The organism is Streptomyces sp. NPDC025651 (assembly GCF_055558735.1).
In genome coordinates this window covers 78,897-100,609 of sequence record NZ_JBVHLZ010000009.1, presented here as the reverse complement: position 1 = coordinate 100,609, position 21,713 = coordinate 78,897, and the positions used below count along the sequence as shown (strand labels likewise).

Genomic DNA, 21,713 nt, shown 5'->3' with positions numbered 1-21,713 from the left:
GGCCCCGCACTTCCCGACGGATCGGGACATACGGGGCTGGAGAAGAAGGCGTACCGAAAGAGACGGCTACAGTGCGTCACCCGCGTTCGGGTCCCGCTGCAGCAGCCTGCTGTGCGAGCGCCCGTACGCGAAGTAGATGACGACGCCGAGCACCATCCACACGCCGAACCGCAGCCAGGTCTCCGCCGGCAGGTTCAGCATCAGCCACAGCGAGGCGAGGACCGACAGGATCGGGACGAGCGGCACCAGCGGCGTGCGGAAGGCGCGCGGCAGGTCGGGGCGCTGCCTGCGGAGCAGGATGACGCCGAGGGCGACCACGACGAAGGCGAACAGCGTGCCGATGTTGACCAGTTCGGCGAGTTCGTCGATGGACGTGAAGCCCGCGACGACCGCCACGACGCCGCCGAGCAGGATCGTCGAGCGGTAGGGCGTGCCGAACTTGGGGTGGACCTTGGAGAAGGTCAGCGGCAGGAGTCCGTCGCGGCTCATCGCGAAGAAGACGCGGGTCTGGCCGAGCAGCAGGATCATGCAGACCGAGGTGAGACCGACGGCCGCGCCGAAGCTGATCAGGCCCGCCCAGAAGGGGTGCCCGACGGCCTTGAAGGCGTCCGCGAGCGGCGCGTCCGTGGAGAGCTCGGTGTACTTCTGCATGCCCGTGACGACGACGGAGACGGCGACGTACAGGATCGTGCAGATGAAGAGCGAGCCGAGGATGCCGCGGGGCACGTCGCGCTGCGGGTTGTGGGTCTCCTCGGCGGCGGTCGCGACGATGTCGAAGCCGATGAAGGCGAAGAAGACGACGGCCGCGGCGGTGAAGATGCCCATCACGCCGAAGTTGGAGGGCGTGAACCCGAAGATCAGCTGGACCAGCGGCGCGGTGATGCCGCCGCCGCCCTCGACGTGCTCGGTGGGCGGGATGAACGGGTCGTAATTGGCACCGGTGATGAAGAAGGCGCCGACGACGATGACCAGGAGCACCACGGTGACCTTGACGGCCACGATCACGCTGGTGACCCGCGAGGAGAGCTTCATCCCGGCGACGAGGATGCCGGTCAGGACGAGCACGAGCAGACAGGCGAGGAGGTCGAAGCCGAACTGCCCGTCGTGCGTCCCGCTCAGCGCCTGCGGCAGATGCATCCCCGCGGTGTCCAGCAGGGAGCGCAGATACCCGGACCAGCCGACGGCGACCACGGCGCAGCCGAGCGCCAGTTCAAGGATCAGGTCCCAGCCGATGATCCAGGCCGGGAACTCACCGAGTGAGGCGTACGAGAAGGTGTACGCGGATCCGGCCACCGGCACCGTGGACGCGAACTCGGCGTAACAGAGCGCCGCGAGGCCGCAGACGAGGCCCGCGACGACGAAGGCCAGCGCGACCGAGGGCCCCGCGGTCTCCTTGGCGATCTTCCCGGTCAGGACGAAGATGCCGGTGCCGATGATGACGCCGACGCCGAAGACCGTGAGGTCGAGTGCGGACAGCGACTTCTTGAGCGCGTGCTCCGGCTCCTCGGTGTCCCTGATGGACTGCTCGACGCTCTTCGTCCTGAAGAGGGTGCTGCTCACGGGCGTACCTCCCACGTTGTCGTCCCCGACATGATCGAGAGGCCGAGTACCGCGTAAGCCCCGGCACGGGCCCATTCACGCGAATGGGCCGGTCCCACCACCCGTACAGGGTGTGGAGACCGGCCCTTCGGCGGTGCGGGTTGACGTCAGTCGCGGGCGGGCTCCACGGAGTCCACCGCGGCCGCGGCGGAGCGCTCGAACCTGCCGTCCAGCTTGGCGACCAGACCTGTCACCTGGCGAGCGATGTCCGGCGCGGTCAGACCGATCTCGGCCATGATCTCCTTGCGGGAGGCGTGGTCGAGGAAGCGCGGCGGGATGCCGAAGTCGCGCAGCGGCACGTCGACGCCCGCGTCGCGCAGGGCCTGGGCGATCGCCGAACCGACGCCGCCCGCGCGGGAGTTGTCCTCGACGGTGACGACGACGCGGTGCTGCTCGGCGAGCGGCGCCATGGCCTCGTCGACCGGCTTGACCCAGCGGGGGTCGACGACGGTCGTGGAGATGCCCTGCTTGTCGAGCAGGTCGGCGATCTCCAGGCACATGGGCGCGAGCGCGCCGACGGAGACGAGCAGCACGTCGGGCCGGTTGACTCCGGGCTTGCGGAGCACGTCCATGCCGCCGACCTTGCCGACGGCCTTGACCGCGGGGCCGACCGCGCCCTTGGAGTAGCGCACGACGGTCGGGGCGTCGTCGACCTCGACGGCCTCGCGCAGCTGCAGTCGGACCTGGTCGGCGTCGCGCGGGGCGGCGATCCGCACGGTCGGCACGCACTGCAGGATCGACATGTCCCACATGCCGTTGTGCGAGGCGCCGTCGGTGCCGGTGACGCCCGCGCGGTCCAGGACGAAGGTGACGCCGCACTTGTGCAGGGCCACGTCCATCAGGAGCTGGTCGAAGGCGCGGTTGAGGAAGGTCGCGTACACCGCGAAGACGGGGTGCAGACCGCCGGTGGCCAGGCCCGCCGCCGAGACGGCCGCGTGCTGCTCGGCGATGCCGACGTCGTAGACCCGCTCGGGGAACTCCTTGGAGAACTTCTCCAGGCCGACCGGCTGCAGCATGGCGGCGGTGATCGCGACGATGTCCTCGCGCTCCCGGCCGAGCTTGACCATCTCCTCGCCGAACACGGACGTCCAGTCCATGCCGCCCGCCGCGACGGGCAGGCCGGTGTCGGGGTGGATCGGGCCGATGCCGTGGAAGTGGTCGGCCTCGTCCTCCTCGGCGGGCTTGTAGCCGCGGCCCTTCTCGGTGAGGCAGTGCACGATGACCGGGCCGCCGAAGCGCTTGGCGCGCTGCAGGGCGGACTCCAGGGCCTCGATGTCGTGGCCGTCGATCGGGCCGACGTACTTGAGCCCGAGGTCCTCGAACATGCCCTGCGGGGCGATGAAGTCCTTCAGGCCCTTCTTGGCGCCGTGCAGGGTTTCGTAGAGCGGCTTGCCGACGACCGGCGTGCGCTCCAGGATGTCCTTCCCGCGGGCCAGGAACCGTTCGTACCCGTCGGTGGTGCGCAGCGTCGCCAGGTGGTTGGCGAGACCGCCGATCGTGGGGGCGTAGGAGCGCTCGTTGTCGTTGACGACGATCACCAGCGGGCGGTCCTTGGCGGCCGCGATGTTGTTCAGCGCCTCCCAGGCCATGCCGCCGGTCAGGGCGCCGTCACCGATGACGGCGACGACGTGGTCGTCCTTGCCGCGCACCTGGTTGGCCTTGGCCAGGCCGTCGGCCCAGCCGAGGACCGTGGAGGCGTGGCTGTTCTCGATCACGTCGTGCTCGGACTCGGCGCGCGAGGGGTAGCCGGAGAGGCCGCCCTTGCCCCGCAGCTTGCCGAAGTCCTGGCGGCCGGTGAGCAGCTTGTGCACGTAGCTCTGGTGGCCGGTGTCGAAGAGAACCTTGTCCTGGGGCGACTCGAAGACGCGGTGCAGGGCGATGGTGAGCTCGACCACGCCGAGGTTGGGGCCGAGGTGGCCGCCTGTCTTGGAGACTGCGTCGACGAGGAAGCCGCGGATCTCGCCGGCCAGCTGGTTCAGCTCCTCGGCGCTGAGCCGGTCCAGATCGCGCGGTCCCGTGATGCGGGTCAGCAGCGGCACCCGTGCCTCCTTGCAGTAGAGCTGACATGTGCTGTTCGAGCATTGCCGGGTCTGTCGAGTCTAATGTTCCGTCACCGGGCCCCGCGTCCGGGAGGCAATTTCCCGGTCACACGAACAGATGCACCGCAAGGGGCACAATTGTTCCCCTCGCGGTGCATCAGCCGCGCCCCTCAAGGGGCGCGGGGAACTGCGCGACCAGCCCGAACGGACCCGCAGACGACGAGCGGCCCAACCAGCGGAGCGCCTACGCCCGCCCCGCCGACTTCTGCGTACGCCGCGAAACAGAGTCGATGACCACCGCGGCCAGCAGCACCGCCCCAGTGATCATGTACTGAATCTCACTCGCCATCCCCAGCAGGTTCAGCCCCTGCTGAATCGACTGGATCACGAGCATCCCCAGCAGCGCGGACCACACCTTGCCCCGCCCGCCGAAGAGGCTCGTGCCGCCGATGACCGCCGCCGCGATCACCATCATCAGCGTGTTGCCGCCGCCCAGGCTCTTCGTCGCGCCACCGGACTGGCTCGCGATGAAGAGACCGCCGAAGGCGGCGAGCATGCCGGATATGGCGAAGACGGTGATGCGGACCCGGTCCACGCTGATGCCGGCCCGCCGCGCGGCCTCCGCGTTGCCGCCGACCGCGAAGACCTGGCGGCCGAAGGTGGTGCGCCGCGCCACGAAGTCCGCGACGACCAGGACGGCGAGGAAGAGCACCAGGGCCAGCGGCAGGCCACGGGCGCCGACGGGCTCGTTCAGCTCGTACGCCGCGCCGCCCGCGAGGACGGCGACGACGACGGTGCGCAGCACGATCTCGCTGACCGGGCGCGAGGGCAGCCCGGCGGCCTTGCGGCGCCTGCTGTCGAGCAGCAGGGATCCCGCGTACGCGATGATCGCGACGGCCGCGAGACCGTACGCGGCGGCCTTCTCGGCGAAGAAGTGACCGGTCAGGTCCTCGACGACGCTGCCTTCGGGAGTGTTGATGCTCCCCTCGCCGCCCATCAGCCAGATCTGCAGACCGCTCCAGCCGAGGAAGCCCGCGAGGGTGACCACGAAGGCGGGCACGCCGATCTTGGCGAAGAAGAAGCCGTGGACGGCGCCGATGACCAGGCCGGACGCGATGGCGATGAACACCGCGAGCCAGTCGTTGAGGCCGTGCGTGACGCTCAGCACCGCCCAGACCGCCGCGCCCATGCCGGCCACGGAGCCGACCGAGAGGTCGATCTCGCCGAGCAGCAGGACGAAGACGATGCCGACGGCCATGATGCCGAGGCCGGAGGTGAAGACGGCGATGTTCGCGAGGCTGCTCGCGTCCAGGAAGTGGTCGTTCTTCGCCTGGAAGATGATCGCGATGACGATCAGGCCGATGACGACGGGCAGCGAGCCGAGCTCGCCGCCGCGCATCTTGCGCTTGAACTCGGTCCAGTAGCCGGCCAGGCCCTCCTCGCGGACGAGCAGGCGCGGGTCGACGGCCGGGACGGGCGCCGCCGACTCCTCGGCGGCCGGGGCGTTTGTTGCGGACTTCGGGGTCTTGGCGAGGTCGCTCACCTGGCGTCCTCCTTCGTCACCGTGGCCGTGCGCGCCTTGCGGCGGGTGACGGCGTTGTCCGTGGCGCCGGTGATGGCGGCGATGATCTCTTCGTTCGTGGTGTCGGCGACGGAGAAGACGCCGTTGTTGCGGCCGAGCCGCAGCACCGCGACCTTGTCCGCGACGGCCTTCACGTCGGCCATGTTGTGGCTGATGAGGATCACTCCGTGGCCGCGCTCGCGCAGGCGCTCCACCAGGTCGAGGACCTGCGCGGTCTGCTCGACGCCGAGGGCCGCGGTGGGCTCGTCGAGGATGACGACCTTGGGGTCGCCGACCAGCGCGCGGGCGATGGCGACGACCTGGCGCTGGCCGCCGGAGAGCGCCGCGACCGGGATGCGGACGCTGGGGATGCGGATGGAGAGGGTGTCCAGGAGCTCCCTGGCCCGCTTCTCCATCTTGATCTCGTCGAGGACGGAGGCGCTCTTCAGCTCGCTGCCGAGGAAAAGGTTGGCGACGACGTCGAGGTTGTCGCAGAGCGCGAGGTCCTGGTAGACGGTGGCGACGCCGAGGTTCTGGGCGTCGTGCGGGCGTCCGATGCGGACCCCCCTGCCCTCCCACTCGATGGTGCCGTCGTCGATCGGGTGAACACCCGAGATCGTCTTGACGAGGGTGGACTTTCCGGCGCCGTTGTCGCCGACCAGGGCGACCACCTCACCGGTGTGGATGTCGAGGTCTACGTCCGTGAGCGCCTGGACGGCGCCGAACCGCTTGGAGACCCCGCGCAACGCCAGCACGGGCGTAGCGGACACGTGAATCATCTCCTTCGCCGCCTGACCGGCGGGGATGGTGGTGCGTCAAGGGCAGGGCCGGTGCCCGCCCCTCCGATTGCGGGGCGGTTTGTGGGGCGGGCACCGGACCGGTACTGGAGTCCGTCGCACGTACGCCCGGGGAGCGCTCTCACGCCCCGCGGAACTCACTTCGTACGAACGGCTTTACCGCAAGCGGGAGTTACTTGATACCCGCCGCGTCGCACGCCTTCTTGTACTGGGCCGTGCAGATCTCGCTGACCTTGTAGACCTTGTCCTTGACGATCGTGTCGGCGACCTCGTCCTTGGTGATCGCCTGGGCGTCGTACAGCTTGGCGGGGATGTCCTTGAAGTCACCGCTGAGCGAGTCGACCTTCTGGTCGGTGACGTCGTCGATGGCCTTGTCCTGGAGCAGGCGGACGGCGATCTCGGCGGTGGTCTGGGCCTCCGGCTTGATCTCCTTGTAGATCGTGTAGTCCTGGTCGCCGCTCAACAGGCGCTGCACGCCCGCGAGTTCGGCGTCCTGGCCACCGACGGGGACCTTGATGCCGCGCTGCTTGAGCGCGGTGATCACGCCGCCCGCCATGCCGTCGTTGGCGGCGTAGACGCCCTGGATGCCGTCCTTGCCGAGCTTGTCGATCGCGGAGGACATCTTGCGGTTCGCCTCGTCGGGCGACCAGTCCGGGATGTCCTGCTCGTACGCGATGTTCTTGACCTTCTTGTCGAGCACCGAGTGGGCGCCCTTCTTGAAGAAGGGGGCGTTCGGGTCGGTCGGCGAGCCGTTGATCATGACGACGTTGGCGTCCTTGGCCTTGGCACCGAGCGCCTTGACCATGGCGCCGCCCTGCAGGCGGCCGATCTTCTCGTTGTCGTAGCTCACGTAGGCGGCGAGGGGGCCCTCGGCGAGGCGGTCGTAGGCCACGACCTTCACACCCTTGGCGTCCGCCTGCTTGACCCAGGACTTGGTGGACTTGTAGTCGACCGCGTCGAGAATGATCACCTTGACGCCCTGCGTGATGAGGGCCTCGAACTGCTTCTTCTGGGTCTCGATGTCCTGACCGGCGTTGTTGTACTTGACCTCGCAGTCCGAGCAGAGTTCCTTGATCTTCGCCTCCATGATGGGGCGGTCGAAGGTCTCGTACCGGGTCGTCTTGTTCTCGGGGAGCAGCAGACCGATGGTCTTGTTGTCGCCGCCGCCCTTTTCTCCGTCGCCGTCTCCGGCCTTGCCGCACGCGGTCATGGCGAGTGCCATCGAAACCGCGGCCGTGCCTATGACGACGCGACGCGTCATTGCGTTCATGGTGGGGTGCCTCCCTGACGAGGCCGCGTCGTTGCGGCCGAGGTGGCTCGAAGTCAACTCGGCCGCCACACCAGCGTCAAGGAGTAAATCCTTAACGAGATGACAACGGTGCCATGCGTTATCTAAGTGAAGGCAGGGGCGCTCGCGGGCAGCGTTCCGTCCAAAAGGGTCGAATCCCCCATCTCGCTGAGCGCGAGGGCCAGCGCGCCGAGCACCTCGGCCCGTCCCCCAAGTGCCCCGGGAAGTACGGACAGTTGACGCGCCGCGCTCGGGATCGCGTACCGCCCGACCGACTCCCTGATCGGGCCGAGCACCAGCTCACCGGCCTCCGCGAGGTCGCCGCCGAGGACGACGCGGGAGGGGTTGAGGAGGTTGCAGAGATTCGCGACGCCGCTGCCGATGTGCCGCCCGACGTCCGCGATCACCCGGCGGCACCCCGGGTCGCCGTCGCGCGCGAGGCCCACCACGCGCTCCATGGTCAGATCCGTGCCGTGGCTGGACTGGAGCAGCGGCAGGACGTAGCGGGCGGCGGTGAAGGTCTCCAGGCAGCCGCGGTTGCCGCAGCGGCAGACGGGCCCCGACTCGTCGAGCGTGATGTGCCCGATCTCGCCCGCGGTGCCGCCGGGCCCCCGGTAGATCCGCCCGCTGATCACGAGCCCGGCGCCGACACCGCTGGCGACCTTGATGTACGCGAGGTCCTTGACGCCCCGGCCGCTCCCCCAGACCAGCTCGCCGAGCGCGCCGAGGTTCGCGTCGTTGTCGACGTGCACGGGGACGCCGAGGCGGGCCCCCAGCTCCTCGGCCGGCTTGGTGCCGGTCCAGCCCGGCAGGATCGACGTCGAGCCGAGGGTCCCGGACTCCACGTCGATGGGCCCCGGCACGCCGAGCCCGACGCCCGCGATCTTCGTGGGGTCGACGCCCGTGGCCGCGATCAGCCTGCTGACCAGCTGCTCGGCCCGGTCGAAGCCCTGCGCGGCGGACGCGTCGACGTCCAGCGGCTCGGCCTCCTCCGCCAGCACCTGGTGGGCGAGGTTCCCCACGGCCACGCGCAGGTGCGTGTGGCCGAAGTCGACGCCGATGACGATGCCCGCGTCCCCGCTGAGCGAGACGCTGCGGGCCCGCCTGCCGCCCGCCGAGGTGGGCGTGACCTCGACGGTCCCGCCGTCCTTCAACTCCCGGACGATGTTGGAGACCGTCGCGGCCGACAGGCCCGTCGCCCTCGCGATCTCCGCCTGCGTGAGCGATCCGGCGAGCCGCACCGCGCGCACGACCCGCTCCAGATTGGCCCGGTGCAGAGAGGACTGCGACCCCGGAGTCTCCATTGACTCATCCACCCTTTGCCGTATGACGTACGGCACTCAGCCGCCCGTACAAGTTGTGAACTCCAAGCTCCGATGAACGGGTTCGCGCAGTCAAGTCCTTGACTGAAAAACAGTCGACGGGAGCACGGAAAGGGCCGGGGCGCGGCGGGCAGCGTTCCGCTTGCCCCTGGCGCCCCGGCCCACACGATGCCCTCCCTACTTCACCGACCCCGCCGTGAGCCCCGACACCACGTGCCTCTCGATGAAGGCGAACAGCACGATGACAGGGACGATGGCGACCACCGACGCCGCGAACAGGTAGTTCCACTGCACCGTGTAGTTACCGATGAAGTTGTTGATGCCGACCGTCAGCGGCTGCTTGTCCGGCTCCGTGGTGAGGGTGAGGCCCATCACGAACTCGTTCCAGGCCGTGATGAACGTGAAGATCACGGCCGTCACCACGCCCGGCAGCGCCAGCGGGAGCGTCACCTTGATCATGGCGCCGAAGCGGCTCGTGCCGTCCACCATCGCGGCCTCCTCCAGCTCCGGCGGGATCGAGCTGATGTAGGCCGTCAGGATCCAGACCGCGAAGGCGAGGTTGAACGCCGCGTTGGTCAGGATCAGCGTCCAGACCGAGTTGAGCATGTCCAGCTGGTGGAACTCCCGGTACAGGCCGACAAGGAGCGCCGTGGGCTGGAACATCTGCGTGACGAGGACGAGCAGGAGGAACAGCTTGCGGCCCCGGTAGCGCATGCGCGCCGTGTAGTAGGCCGCCGGGAGCGAGACCAGCAGGACCAGCAGCGTCGCGCCGCCCGCCACCAGCAGCGTCACCTGCAGGTTCTGGCCGAGCTCCGACTCCTTCCATACGTCGACGAAGTTCGCCCACTCCAGGTTCTGGGGCAGGTAGGTGCGGTCCCGCAGCTCCTCCTTGGGGCGGAGCGCGGTGACGATCATCTCCAGGTACGGCGCGAGGAAGACCGCCGCAAGGAGCCAGGCGCAGGCCGTGATGACCAGCGTGCGCGGCCGGAAGGTGCGCCTGGGCCGGGAGCCGCGGCCCTTCTGCGGCGCCGGGCGGGTCGCCGTCGCGGTGGCCATCAGTCCTCCTCGTTCCACCGGCTGACCTTCAGGAAGATCAGCACGAGCACCACGACCATCAGGAAGTTGACGACCGACATGGCCGCGGACTCACCGATGTCGGTCTCCTTCAGCTTGTACATGAACACCATCGACGTGGAGGTGTCGTAGCCCGGACCGCCCTGGGTCATGGCCCAGATGATCGGGAAGGAGTTGAAGACGTTGATGAGGTTGATCACCACGCCCACGAGGAACGCGGGCCGCAGCATCGGCAGCGTGATGTGGCGGTACGTCTGCCAGGGGCCCGCACCGTCGATCCGCGAGGCCTCGTAGACGTCCCGGGGGATGGTCTGGAGCCCGGCGAGCAGCGTGTACGTGGTGAAGGGCAGGGAGACGAAGACGGCGACCGCCATCATCCACGGCCAGGCGGTCTCCGGCTTGCCCAGCCAGTCCTTGGACCCGTCGATCAGACCGAGGTCGAGCATCAGCGTGTTGAGCACGCCCGCGGTCTGGTTGAGCATCCACTTGAAGCCGATGGCGGTCATCAGGACGGACGCCGCCCAGGGGGCGATCAGTGCCCAGCGGGTGATGCGGCGGCCGGGGAACTTCTGGTTGAACAGCTGGGCGAGGGCCAGCGAGAGCAGCATCGTGACGCCGACCACGACGACCGTCCACACCACGGTCCAGAGCAGGACGGAGCCGAAGTCGCTCTCCTCGAAGAGCTTCTCGAACTTGTCGGTCCCGGCGCTGCCGCGCACCTTGCCGGCGATGGAGATGTTGAGGAACGAGGTGCGGATCAGCTCGATGACGGGCCAGACGACCACGGCGAGGATCAGCAGGATGACGGGCGCTATCCAGGGCAGCGGGCCGAGCCGGGCGATGCCGGTGCGGCGGCTCACCGGCCCGGGTGCGCGCCCGCCCCGTCCCCGGCCCGAATCGGCCGGGGACGGAGGGGCCTTCAGCGACACAAGGACTCCTTGCGAACTGGGCGTACTGGGTGAACGGGGCGAACTGGGTTGCGGCGCGGCCTACTTGGCCTCGGCCGCCGCCGACTCCGCCTTCTTCTGGAGGTCGCCGAGAACCTGCTTCGGGTCGTCGGAGACGGCCTTGCCGCCGGTCTTCTTCATCTCGGCGGAGACGACGTCCCAGGAGGTGTCGCCCAGCGGGTAGAACTTGGCGTTCGGCAGGACCTCGAAGAACGGCTCCAGGTCCTTGTGCTTGCCGTTGGTCTGCATCTCCTTGAGCGCGTCCTGGGTGACGGGCATCAGGTTGTACATCTCGTCGAACGCCAGCATCTTCTTGGAGTACGTGAAGTCCAGGAACTTCTTCACGCCCTCCTTCTCCGCGCCGCCGTCCTTGAACGCCATCATCCAGTCGGCCACGCCGAGGGTGCTCTCCAGCGGGCCCTCCCTGCCGGGGATGGGCACGACGCCGTAGTCGACCTTGCCCTCCTTGGCCATCTGGATCAGGCTCGGGTGGCCGTTGAGCATGCCGACCTTGCCGGCCGCGAAGTCCGCGAAGGCCGTCTTGCGGTCGGTGGAGGCCGGGTTGGCGTAGGTGAGGCCGGGCTTGACCAGGTTGGCCTTGAGCCACTCGAAGGTCTCGACGTTCTTGGCGCTGTCGATGGTGTACTTGCCGTCGGCGTCGGTGTAGCCGCCGCCGTTGCCGAGCTCCCACATCATCGACTCGCCCTGGGTCTCCTCGGGGCCGAGCGGCAGGGCGTAGGGGGTGTCCGCGGCCTTCTTGTCCTTGATCTTCTTCGCGGCGTCGGCGAGTTCGTCCCACGTCTTCGGCGGGGTCTTGATGCCCGCCTTCTTGAAGACGTCCTTGTTGTAGAACATCACGCGGCTGGAGGAGACCCACGGGATGCCGTACTGGGTGCCGTCGACCTCGCCTGCCTTGGCGAAGGAGGGGATGAGGTTCTCGCGCGTCTTGGCGGACATCACCTCGTCCGCCTTGTAGAGCAGGTCGTCCGCGACCTTGTCCGCGTAACCGCCGGTCTGCAGCAGGTCGGGCTCGTTGCCCGCCTGGATCATGTTCTTGACCTGCTTGTCGATGTCGTTCCAGTTGATGACCTGGACATCGACCTTGTAGCCCTTGTTGGCCTTCTCGAATTCCTTCTTGACCTCCGCCCAGTACACCTTGGAGGCGTTGGAGGCCTTGTCGCCGTAGTCGGCCGCCACGAGCTTGATGGTCTTGCCGTCACCGCTGTCGCCGTCCCCGCTGCAGGCGGCAAGTCCCAGCGCCATACAGAGCGTTGCCGCACCGGTGGCGACTATTCGATTCCTCATTGCTGTTCAACCCTTCGACATCGGTGTCGACTCGAGCGCGTACAGTCGCCCCCCGCAGCGCCGTGGCGCCGACACTACTCACGGCCCGTTTTGCCTCGACAGGCGTAGACCACTTTCGTGGCCAAGCTGAAATCACCTTCTCCACCAGGTCACTTGATGGCTCCCGCGGTCAGACCGGCCTGTACCTGTCGCTGGAAGACCGCGTACACGACGAGCACCGGCAGCATGGCGATCGTCAGGCCCGCGAAGAGCGCGCCCCAGTCGCCGCGGTACCCCTGCGAGACCGCCAGCGAGGCGAGGCCCTGCGGCAGCACGTAGCTCTTCTCGTCCTCGTTGTTGAGCAGCAGCGGGAGCAGGTACTGGTTCCACTGGCCGAGGAAGTTGAAGATGCCGATGCTGACCAGGCCCGGCTTGGCCATCGGCAGCATGATCTGGAAGAAGGTGCGGGTGTGCGAGGCCCCGTCGACCATCGCCGCCTCCTGCACACCGGTCGGCAGCGTGCGGAAGAAGGAGGTCAGGAAGAAGGTCGTGAAGGGCAGCGAGTACGCGATGTACGCGATCATCAGGCCCGGCCGGGTGTCGAGGAGGCCGAAGTTCTCCATGACCGCGAAGAGCGGGACGAGCGCCAGGATGACGGGGAACATCATGCCGCCCGCGAACAGCATGAAGACGACCCGGTTGCCCGGGAAGGTGAAGCGGGCGATGACGTAGGCCGCCATCGAGCCGAGCAGCATGGTGCCGGTCAGCGAACCCGCCAGGATGATCAGTGAGTTGAGGGTGTACTGGCCGATGTTGGCCTTGTTCCACGCGTTGGTGAAGTTCTCCCAGTGGAAGGAGGCGGGCCAGCCCATCGGGTCGCTGAGGATCTCGGCCGAGGGGCGGAACGCGGTGAGCGCGACCCAGATCAGGGGTCCCGCGGCGAGGATCACCCACAGGACGAGGAAGGCGTGCGAGAAGACGTTGAGCGTGCCGCCCGTCTCCTTCTGGCGGCCGGACGCGGCGGTCTCGGGGCGGGGCGCGGCGGCGGTGGTCGAGGTCATGATGCAGTGGCTCCCGCGGTCTCAGTATTCGATCCGGTCGCGATTCCCGACCCGCATGACGATCAGGGAGAACAGCATGCTGAGGACGAGGAGGACGACGCCGATGGACGTGGCGTAGCCGTACTGGCCGTCACGGAACCGTTCGTAAAGGAAGACCGGGGTGACCTTCAGTACGTGCGGAGGCACCATGACGAGGCAGATCGCGAAGGTGTCGAGCGCCTGGATGCCCATGTAGATCCAGCCGGTGCGCACCGTGTCCCAGATCAGCGGGAGCGTGACGCCGAAGAAGGTGCGGGTGCGGCCCGCCCCGTCCAGGAGCGCCGCCTCGTAGATGTCCTTGGGGATCGAGCCCATCGCCGCGGAGAACAGCACCACGTAGAAGCCGACGAAGCTCCAACTGATCACGGTGAGCAGGGAGATCAGGCCGAGGGTGTGGTCGCCGCCCAGCCAGGCGGGGCCGTCCACGCCGATCTTGTCCAGACCGCCGTTGATCAGGCCGCTGTTGGTGTTGAAGACGCGTCCCCACACGACCGCGATGATGGCGACGGACAGGACCTGCGGGAAGAAGTAGACGACCTTGTAGAAGGACGACCCCGCGATGCCCGCGATGGCCTGGCCCCTGCGGTGCCGGCCGCCCGAGGTGATCATGTAGGCGAAGAAGACGCCGAGCACGAGGGTGACGAGCGGGGCGATGACGAGCAGGAGGGCGCTGACCTCCAGGGAGTCCCAGAACCTCTCGTCGTTCCACATCTTCCGGTAGTTGTCGAACCCGATGAAGTTCGCGACCGGACCGCCGGACCAGTCGGTGAACGAGTAGTAAATCGCCTGCAGGAAGGGCGAGATGACGAACAGCGAGTAAAACGCTAGCGGCACGGCCAGGAAGCCGACGATGAAGCGGTACTTGTCGAGCGTGCGGTATCTGCGGTCGTACCGCACCCGTTCGGGGGTGAACCGCGGCGGCAGGAGCACTGCCGCCGCGAGCAACAGTCGCCCTGGCGGGGCGGGTTCGTCCCGCTTCCGGCCGGACATGGTCTTCGAGGGCGGAGGTCCCTCCACCCGGGTCTTGGTGCTCACGACGTCACGACGCTCCGGTTCAGGCCTTCTTGACCTTGGTGATGTCGGGGTCGTTCTTGATCCGGTCGGTGGCCTTCTGCATGGCGTCCATCGCCTGCTTGGTGCCGATCTGACCCATCATGAACTTGTGGATCATGTTGTTGAAGTCCTCGCGGAACAGCTCGTTGTACCAGTCGACGAACTGGGGGATGACGACGTTCTCGCCGGCCGCCTCGATCGCCGCCTGGGCGCTCGCGGTGCCCGAGGGCAGCTTCACCCCGTCGATGGCGCCCTTGACGACGGGCATCGAGCCGACCTCCTCGAAGAGGTTGCGGGCGGCTTCCTTGCTGTACATCATCCGCATCCACTCCAGGCCGCCCTGCCGGTTCCTGGCCCTGGCGGGGACGATGAAGGGCTCACCGGCCGGGGCGTAGAGGGTGCCGAACGGCAGCTTGTCGTCCTTGTCGAGTGACGGGGTCGCGCCGACCGTCATCGCGAAGTCCTTGGGCGTGGTGTCCTTGGCCTCGTTCTCCACCCACGAACCGTTGGGCACGAAGAGGCACTTGCCCTCCTTCGTCCACGCGGTCTGCATCTCGGTGTGCGCCTCGGTGCCGTCGAAGCCGGTCAGCACGTACTTCTTGGCGACCAGTTCCTCCCAGGCCTCGAAGACGTCCTTGACCGCGTCGTGCTTCCAGGCGTCCGGCTCCAGGTAGTCCATCGCCGTGGTGACGTCGCGGCCGCCGCGCTGGGCGAACATCGCGTACATGCTGAAGAACATGTACCGCGGGTGGCCGCCCGGGTAACTCCAGCCGTGGATGCCCTTGGCCTTGGCCTTCTTGCAGACCGCGAGCATCTCGTCCCAGGTCTTCGGGTACGCGGAGTCCAGGCCGTCCTCCAGGAGCTTCTTGGAGTACCAGTTGCCGTACACCGTCAGCGTGATGTTGAGCTGGTAGCACTCCTCGCCGCCGAAGCGGCCCATCTGCTCGACGACGGGGACGAGGGTCTCGCGCACCGTCACGTCCGGGTCGTCCCACGAGGGCGCGTCGAGCACCTCGCCGAGGTCGGCGACCTGCTTGTTGTGCACGAGCTTGCCGATGTTCATCAGGTCGGCGCCGGAGTTGTTGACGACGTCCGCCGTGGGGTTGCCACGGACGATCTTCGGCTGCACCTGGGTGGCGATCTTCGTGGTGGCCTTCTGGCCCGGATCGGCCTCGGGGTACTTCTCGGCGTACATGTCGGTGACGAACTGGGCGTACTTGTCGCCGTATCCGCCGTTGAAGATGTAGACGGACAGGGCCGCGTCCTGCTTCACACCGAGCGGGTTCTTCTTGGACTTCTTGCCCTTCTCGGCCTTGTTGTCCTCGCCGCCCCCGCTGGCGCAGGAGGTGAGCGCCCCGACGGCGGGCACCGCGAGCAGACCGGCGGCTGCCGCCCGCTTCATGACATCACGACGGTTGACGCTGGTGGATCCCATGCTCAAGTCCTCGCCTTCTCCAGGACTCAGGCGGTGAACCGGACCCTCCCCGGCACCGCGGTGGTGTGAAGCTGGGGTCGTGCGGTGAAACCGGGCCCGCGACCGGCCGAACGGCCGTGCGGACGCCGACAGGTATAGTCCACTCGCCATCAGGTGGGCAAGATCGAATACAGGTTTGGTCTGCAGGCTTGTCCGAGTTGAGACCTGCGGCGTTCCCCCTCGAAACCTCTCGCACATCCCCGTACGAACGCGTGGACTTTCGCGCCGGTTTCCATGGACTTTCCCGCACGACCCCGCACGACCGATCAGCGGCGGGGACCGGCGGTCACTTCCTCATCGGCTTGCGGGACGGGTTGTACAGACCCCTCGGCAGGAAGGTGGACGTGGGCACCTTCTTGGTCACGCAGTAATCGAAGAGCGACTGGCGGGGCCTGGCCTGCTTGCCCTCCTTGGGCGGAGCCACCTCCGTCGTCGTGTACGGGATGTAGACGAAGTCGCCCCGGGTCTGGGCCTGGGTCTGGGACAACGCCTTGTCGTAGTACGTGTACCCGCCACCGGTCTCGGCGGCCAGGAAGTCGCGGTACTCGCGGTTCCTGACGGCGGCGACCGGGAGCTTGAAGAAGGTGTACTTGGTGATGTGCTCCCGCCTCAGCTTCGCGTCCGCGGCGAGCTGATCAACCGTCATGCCGTCGCCCACCTCGGTCCACTTGGCGGGGTCGAAGTCGGCGACCTTCTCGTTCTTGGTGAGGGCCAGGATCTCCTTGAGGGTCCTGACGGTCTCGTCGCTCTCGATGCCCCGCTTCTTGAGGTTCGCCCCGAGCTCGGTGAGCTTGCCGAAGTCCTTGTCGCTGAGCGAGGTGAAGTACTTGCCGTCCGTGTCGATGTCGTCGCCGCTCGCCGAGGGCTCCGCCCGCAGCGAGGTGTTGGGGCCGATGAACTGGTTGCCCGCCTGCCACTCGTAGAAGGAGTGGCGGATGTCCTGGAAGGAGATCCCGCGCTCGGTCGCGGAGTTCGGGACCGACTTGTCGGCCAGCCGCCTGCGCAGGTCCTTGCGGTACGCGGGGGTGTTCTCGGCGGCCGGCACCAGCACCTTGAGGTTGGTGAGCATCTGCTCGGTGAGCGTGGAGGGAATCGCGGCGGTGAGGACGTCCATCTGCTGCTCCTCGCTCAGCCTGCCGAGGGAGTTGGTCAGCGTCGAGTGGGCCACGATGTGGTGCGCGGTCGTCGTCCACCCGTCCTGGTCGGACGCCTTGGCGTAGGGGTTGTCCTCCCGCCGCTGCACGGCGGGTGACGCCGGGCTCGACGTGGCCGCGGACCGCTGAGCCGTCACGGGTCCGTCCGGCGCGGGACCCGAGAGCACCCGCGTGGCGTTGGCCTCCGCCTCGCGCTCGAACCGGTCGGAGGGGTCGGAGACGCTCAGGCCCGCGCCGTTGTCGGTGCCCGCGACCGGGCCCTGGCGCTGCTGGATGACGTGGGTCAACTCATGGGCGAGGGTGTGCCGGTCGTTGCCGCCCTCGCCGATGACGACATGGCTGCCCGAGGTGTAGGCACGGGCGCCGACCTCCGCCGCCGAGGCCTTCGCGGCGGCGTCGGTGTGGAGGCGTACGTCGGAGAAGTCCGCGCCGAGGCGGGCCTCCATGTCACCGCGTACGGAGGCGTCGAGCGCCCGGCCCGGCGAGCGCAGCACGTCGTGGACGGCGGAGCGCTGCACCTGCGGCGGCTCGGCCTGCCCGTGGCCGCACCCGGGGCCGTGCTGATGCCGCTCCCGCTCACCGTCCCGGGCGCCGGGGTGGCCGGCCGTGCGGAGCATCTGGAGGACGGCGGCGTTGCCCGCGGTGCCCTGCAGGGCGAGAAGCGCGGATCGCGGGGTCCCGGCGCCGGCGGCCGGACCGGCGGAGGGCCTGCGGTCCGGCGCACGGCCCTCCTTCTCGGACGCCGGTCGTTGGACGTTGCCTTCAGCGCGCATGGACCCTCTTCCACGGGGAGCGAATGACCTTTCCTGCATACCGGGTTCCCTCACGCGAGGACAGGGCCCGGAGGGTAGCGTCGGACGATCACGACGGGTACGGGAGGGCAGCATCCGGCGTTCGCGAAGGCAACGCGCGTGCCCGTACGGACACGGGTGCGCGGGGCACCTCTCCCCCGGTGCCACCTCCCTCTACACCATCGGATCCCCCTCCAACAGCCTTGACACCACTCACCACTTGACGCCCTACTAGACCTTGCGCAGCGACCGTGACAACGTTGTCCAACTCGCAAGGAGGGGCTCGGGGATGCCGCACTCGGCACGCAGACCTCGTTTCAGACACCACCGCCCGCCCGGTCAAGGACCCCGCTCGGCCGCCGCCGTCGGGGCACTGGCGCTCGCGCTCGTCGCGTCGGCACAGGGGGCCGCCGTCGCCGAGCCCGGGCAACCTCCCGCCGGGCAGCGGGAGTTCGCCTCCTCCTTCGAGGCGGGCGACGCCCGGCCGGACTGGCTGAGCACCGTCGAGACGGGCCCCGACGGGAAGAAGAAGGCCGCGGGCGTGAACGGCGCGTTCAGCTCCGGCCTGCCCGGCAGCGTGAACGACCGCGTCACCGACGTCCGCGCGAGCGGCGAGAACGCGGGCTCGGGCGAGGTGGCGGAGAACCTCGTCGACGCCGAGGCGACCAGCAAGTGGCTGACGTTCGCCAAGTCCGGGTGGGTGGAGTTCGACCTCGACGCGCCCGCGAAGGTCGTGACGTACGCGCTGACGTCCGCCAACGACCACGCCGAGCGCGACCCGAAGGACTGGACCCTGAAGGGCTCCACGGACGGCAAGGACTGGAAGGTCCTCGACGAGCGCGCGGGCGAAACCTTCGACGGCCGCCACAGGACGAAGAAGTACGACGTCGACAACAGCGGGGAGTACACGCACTACCGCCTGGACGTCACCGCGAACAACGGCGCCGACGACGCCCTCCAACTCGCCGACGTACAGCTGTCGGTGGGCGGCACCGAGGCCCCCGCCCCCGAGGACATGCTGAGCCTCGTGGACCGCGGCCCCAGCGGCTCGCCCACCGCCAGGTCCCGCGCCGGCTTCACCGGCACGCACGCGCTGCGCTATGCGGGCACCCACAAGGTGGACGGCCGCGGCTACTCGTACAACAAGGTCTTCGACGTCGATGTGCCGGTGCGGCGCGACACCGAGCTCGGGTACCGCGTCTTCCCCTCGATGGCCGAGGGCGACCTCGACTACGCCGCCACGAACGTCGCCGTGGACCTCGCGTTCACCGACGGCACCTACCTCAGCGACCTCGAGGCCACGGACCAGCACGGCTTCCCGCTGAGCCCGCGGGGCCAGGGCGCGTCCAAGGTGCTCTACGTCAACCAGTGGAACAACGTCGCCTCCCGCGTCGGCGAGGTCGCCGCGGGGAAGACGGTCGACCGGATCCTGCTGGCGTACGACTCGCCCAAGGGCCCGGCGAAGTTCCGCGGCTGGCTGGACGACGTGTCGCTGAAGGAGAAGGCCCCGCCGAAGCCGAAGGCGCACCTCTCCGACTACGCGGACACCACGCGCGGCACCAACTCCAGCGGCGGTTTCTCGCGCGGCAACACCTTCCCGGCCACGGCCGTCCCGCACGGCTTCAACTTCTGGACGCCGGTGACCAACGCGGGCTCCCTGAGCTGGCTCTACGACTACGCGCGCGGCAACAACGACGACAACCTGCCGACCATCCAGGCGTTCAGCGCGAGCCACGAGCCGAGCCCGTGGATGGGCGACCGGCAGACGTTCCAGATGATGCCCTCGGTCGACAAGGACACCCCGAGCGCCGCGCGGACCAAGCGGGCGCTGGCGTTCCGGCACGAGAAGGAGACGGCGCGCCCGCACTACTACGGCGTGACGTTCGAGAACGGCCTGAAGGCCGAGATGGCGCCGACCGACCACGCCGCGATGATGCGCTTCACCTACCCCGGCGACGACGCGAGCGTGATCTTCGACAACGTCTCGGAGAAGGGCGGCCTGACCCTCGACGAGGAGAAGGGGGTCGTGAGCGGCTTCTCCGACGTCAAGTCCGGTCTGTCGACGGGCGCGACGCGCCTGTTCGTGTACGGCGTCCTCGACGCGCCCGTGACGGCGGGCGGCAAGCTGGACGGCGGCGGTGGCGGCGACGTCACCGGGTACCTCCGCCTCGATCCCGGCAAGGACCGCACGGTCACGCTCCGCATGGCGACGTCCCTGATCAGCCTGGACCAGGCGAAGGCCAACCTCGGCCAGGAGATCCCGGCGGGCACGTCCTTCGACCGCGTGAAGGACCGCGCCCAGAAGCAGTGGGACGACATCCTCGGCAGGGTGGAGGTCGAGGGCGCGAGCGAGGGGCAGCGCACGAGCCTGTACTCCTCCCTCTACCGCCTCTACCTCTATCCCAACTCCGGCTTCGAGAAGGTCGTTCCGGAGGGCGGCGGCAAGGCGACGTACAAGTACGCGTCCCCGTTCTCGCCGCAGACCGGACCCGACACCCCCACCCACACCGGCGCGAAGATCGTCGAGGGCAGGCCGTACGTGAACAACGGCTTCTGGGACACGTATCGGACGACGTGGCCCGCCTACTCCCTGCTGACCCCCAAGAAGGCGGGCGAGCTGGTCGACGGCTTCGTGCAGCAGTACAAGGACGGCGGCTGGACCTCGCGCTGGTCCTCGCCGGGGTACGCGGACCTGATGACGGGCACCTCCTCGGACGTGGCGTTCGCCGACGCGTACGTCAAGGGCGTGAAGTTCGACGCGGAGGCCGCGTACGACGCGGCGCTGAAGAACGCGACGGTGGTGCCGCCGAGTTCGGGCGTCGGCCGCAAGGGCATGGAGAAGTCGCCGTTCCTCGGCTACACGCCCAGCGAGACCCACGAGGGTCTGTCGTGGGCCCTGGAGGGCTACCTCAACGACTACGGCATCTCCCGCATGGGCGCCGCCCTCTACAAGAAGACGGGCAAGAAGCACTACAAGGAGGAGTCGGAGTACTTCCTCAACCGCGCCCAGGACTACGTGAACCTCTTCGACGACAAGGCGGCGGGCGCGGGCACGGACCCCGGCTTCTTCCAGGGCAGGAACGCCAAGGGCGTATGGCGCGTGCCGTCGGAGAAGTTCGACCCGCGCGTGTGGGGCCACGACTACACGGAGACCAACGCCTGGGGGTACGCCTTCACGGCCCCGCAGGACTCGCGCGGCCTGGCCAACCTGTACGGCGGCCGCAAGGGCCTCGGCGACAAGCTCGACACGTACTTCGCGACCCCGGAGACGGGCTCCGCCGAGTTCGCGGGATCGTACGGCGGCGTCATCCACGAGATGACGGAGGCCCGCGACGTGCGGATGGGCATGTACGGCCACTCCAACCAGGTCGCCCACCACGCGGCGTACATGTACGACGCGGCCGGGCAGCCGTGGAAGACGCAGGAGAAGGTCCGCGAGGTCCTCGCGCGCCTCTACACCGGCAGCGAGATCGGCCAGGGCTACCACGGCGACGAGGACAACGGCGAGCAGTCGGCCTGGTACCTCTTCTCCTCGCTCGGCTTCTACCCGCTGGTGATGGGCAGCGGGGAGTACGCGATCGGATCCCCGCAGTTCACCAAGGTGACCGTCCACCTGGACAACGGCAGGGACCTGGTCGTCAAGGCACCGAAGAACAGCGCGAAGAACGTGTACGTCCAGGGCCTTGAGGTCAACGGCAAGAAGTGGGCGTCAACCGCCCTTCCCCACAAGGAGATCGCGCGCGGCGGAGTCCTGGAGTTCGACATGGGCCCGAAGCCTTCGGCGTGGGGTTCGGGCCGCGGCGCCCAGCCGGCGTCGATCGCGCGGGACGACAAGGTGCCGTCCCCGAGGAAGGACGTGCTGAAGGGCGAGGGCGCGCTCTTCGACAACTCCTCGGACACGAAGGCAACGTCGGACTCGGCGGTGGAACTGCCGGTGGACGGGAAGACGAAGGCGGTGCAGTACACGCTGACGTCGTCGGCCGACAGGGCGAAGGCGCCGCGCGGCTGGGTCCTGCAGGGCTCGAAGGACGGCACGAAGTGGAAGGACCTGGACGAGCGGTCCGGCGAGTCCTTCGCGTGGGACCGGCAGACCCGGGCGTTCACGATCGACGACCCGGGGACGTACGGGCACTACCGGCTCGTGCCGCAGGGTTCGGCGACGCTGGCGGAGGTGGAGCTGCTGAGCTGATCCGTCCGCACGGGCGGCAGTGAGGGGAAAGGCGCGTCAGG

Annotated in this window: 14 protein-coding genes; 1 reads left to right on the top strand and 13 read right to left on the bottom strand. The window is 68.4% G+C overall.

The window, feature by feature from the left end:
* Positions 1 to 66: 66 nt before the first annotated feature.
* From ACZ4D5_RS29230 to ACZ4D5_RS29170, 13 genes are all read right to left on the bottom strand, one after another.
* Positions 67 to 1,635 carry an amino acid permease gene (locus tag ACZ4D5_RS29230; RefSeq protein ID WP_467775430.1) on the bottom strand — a complete coding sequence of 523 codons (1,569 nt, stop codon included), beginning with the start codon at positions 1,633 to 1,635 and terminating at the stop codon, positions 67 to 69.
* 71 nt (positions 1,636 to 1,706) lie between these two features.
* Complete coding sequence (gene dxs, locus ACZ4D5_RS29225; protein WP_467775429.1) at positions 1,707 to 3,638, bottom strand: 1-deoxy-D-xylulose-5-phosphate synthase; 1,932 nt, start codon at positions 3,636 to 3,638, stop codon at positions 1,707 to 1,709.
* Between the two features lie 244 nt (positions 3,639 to 3,882).
* The gene (locus ACZ4D5_RS29220; protein ID WP_467775428.1) at positions 3,883 to 5,181 is read right to left on the bottom strand and encodes a sugar ABC transporter permease; all 1,299 of its coding nucleotides are present in this window, start codon (positions 5,179 to 5,181) and stop codon (positions 3,883 to 3,885) included.
* Entirely contained in the window at positions 5,178 to 5,978 is an 801-nt protein-coding gene (locus tag ACZ4D5_RS29215; RefSeq protein ID WP_467775427.1) for an ATP-binding cassette domain-containing protein, read from the bottom strand. Before ACZ4D5_RS29215 ends, ACZ4D5_RS29220 begins: the two co-directional genes overlap by 4 nt.
* A gap of 190 nt (positions 5,979 to 6,168) precedes the next feature.
* Positions 6,169 to 7,266: a substrate-binding domain-containing protein gene (locus ACZ4D5_RS29210; RefSeq protein ID WP_467775426.1), complete on the bottom strand. Its 1,098-nt coding sequence runs from the start codon at positions 7,264 to 7,266 to the stop codon at positions 6,169 to 6,171.
* 122 nt (positions 7,267 to 7,388) lie between these two features.
* Positions 7,389 to 8,588: an ROK family transcriptional regulator gene (locus ACZ4D5_RS29205; RefSeq protein ID WP_362334652.1), complete on the bottom strand. Its 1,200-nt coding sequence runs from the start codon at positions 8,586 to 8,588 to the stop codon at positions 7,389 to 7,391.
* A 195-nt stretch (positions 8,589 to 8,783) separates the two neighbouring features.
* A complete protein-coding gene (locus tag ACZ4D5_RS29200) occupies positions 8,784 to 9,662 on the bottom strand; it encodes a carbohydrate ABC transporter permease (RefSeq protein WP_467775425.1) in 879 nt (292 codons plus the stop codon).
* Entirely contained in the window at positions 9,662 to 10,609 is a 948-nt protein-coding gene (locus ACZ4D5_RS29195) for a carbohydrate ABC transporter permease (RefSeq protein ID WP_467775424.1), read from the bottom strand. The genes ACZ4D5_RS29200 and ACZ4D5_RS29195 overlap by 1 nt, the downstream gene beginning before the upstream one ends.
* Positions 10,610 to 10,669: 60 nt before the next feature.
* Complete coding sequence (locus ACZ4D5_RS29190) at positions 10,670 to 11,890, bottom strand: extracellular solute-binding protein (RefSeq protein WP_467775423.1); 1,221 nt, start codon at positions 11,888 to 11,890, stop codon at positions 10,670 to 10,672.
* A gap of 191 nt (positions 11,891 to 12,081) precedes the next feature.
* On the bottom strand, positions 12,082 to 12,972 hold the full coding sequence (locus ACZ4D5_RS29185) for a carbohydrate ABC transporter permease (protein ID WP_467775422.1): 891 nt from the start codon (positions 12,970 to 12,972) through the stop codon (positions 12,082 to 12,084).
* A gap of 21 nt (positions 12,973 to 12,993) precedes the next feature.
* A complete protein-coding gene (locus ACZ4D5_RS29180; protein WP_467775421.1) occupies positions 12,994 to 14,046 on the bottom strand; it encodes a carbohydrate ABC transporter permease in 1,053 nt (350 codons plus the stop codon).
* A 19-nt stretch (positions 14,047 to 14,065) separates the two neighbouring features.
* Positions 14,066 to 15,499 carry an N-acetylglucosamine/diacetylchitobiose ABC transporter substrate-binding protein gene (ngcE, locus tag ACZ4D5_RS29175; RefSeq protein ID WP_467775420.1) on the bottom strand — a complete coding sequence of 478 codons (1,434 nt, stop codon included), beginning with the start codon at positions 15,497 to 15,499 and terminating at the stop codon, positions 14,066 to 14,068.
* 325 nt (positions 15,500 to 15,824) lie between these two features.
* Positions 15,825 to 17,465: an eCIS core domain-containing protein gene (locus ACZ4D5_RS29170; RefSeq protein WP_467775419.1), complete on the bottom strand. Its 1,641-nt coding sequence runs from the start codon at positions 17,463 to 17,465 to the stop codon at positions 15,825 to 15,827.
* 307 nt (positions 17,466 to 17,772) lie between these two features.
* Between ACZ4D5_RS29170 and ACZ4D5_RS29165 the strand changes: the two genes are divergently transcribed.
* Positions 17,773 to 21,672, top strand: a complete 3,900-nt coding sequence (locus ACZ4D5_RS29165) for a GH92 family glycosyl hydrolase (RefSeq protein ID WP_467775418.1) — start codon at positions 17,773 to 17,775, stop codon at positions 21,670 to 21,672.
* The last annotated feature ends 41 nt before the right edge of the window (positions 21,673 to 21,713 follow it).